General features: G+C 45.3%; 1 protein-coding gene. It reads left to right on the top strand.

The window, feature by feature from the left end; translation table 11 throughout:
* Positions 1-209: 209 nt before the first annotated feature.
* On the top strand, positions 210-662 hold a 453-nt coding region (gene tsaB / locus A3738_RS07185; protein WP_068763478.1), incomplete at its 3' end, for a tRNA (adenosine(37)-N6)-threonylcarbamoyltransferase complex dimerization subunit type 1 TsaB.

Below are 662 nucleotides of genomic sequence, written 5' to 3'. Positions count from 1 at the left end.
ACTCTGCGTGGGCTGAGTCAGGTGAAGCAGCTGCGCCAAATTACGTTCGTGTAGATGGCGTTGGTGAGATGTCTAAGATCCGTGATCAGATTGTTGCTGGGTTAGACGCATAAGCGAATAATCTTTGAAAGAAAGGCAGCTCCTTGAGCTGCCTTTTTTATTGCTTGGCGTTTATCATATGTTTTTAAATTTTTGTTTGGCAGGTAAGAATGACAGCAATCCTAGCTGTAGATACATCTTCTGAATTGTGTTCAGTGACTTTGTTACTGAAAGGTGAGTGCGGTACTGAGCTTTTTTCTAAAACGCTAGAAGCCGCAAGAAGTCATGTGCAGCATGTTCTTCCTATGGTGAAGGTGCTTTTGGAGGAGGCGGGGCTTAAGTTGGAGGATGTCGATGCACTTGCGTTTGGCCAAGGCCCCGGCTCGTTTACCGGGCTTCGTATTGCTACAGGTTTTGTTCAAGGTATTGCATTCGGTAAGGATATTCCTGTTGTAGGCGTCTCTAACTTGAGGGCGCTTGCGCATCATGTTTTGCAGAATGAGTCTGAGCAGAACGAGTGCTTCGTTTTAATTGACGCCAGAATGGATGAAATTTATTGGTCTGTTTATGAGCGTGATATCGAAGGATTCCCTAAAGAGCAGTTGCCTGAATCTGTCGACAAG

It is taken from the genome of Oleiphilus sp. HI0066 (assembly GCF_001635725.1).
Note: the sequence above shows the minus strand (reverse complement) of the source record. Positions and strands in the feature narration are given on the sequence as shown.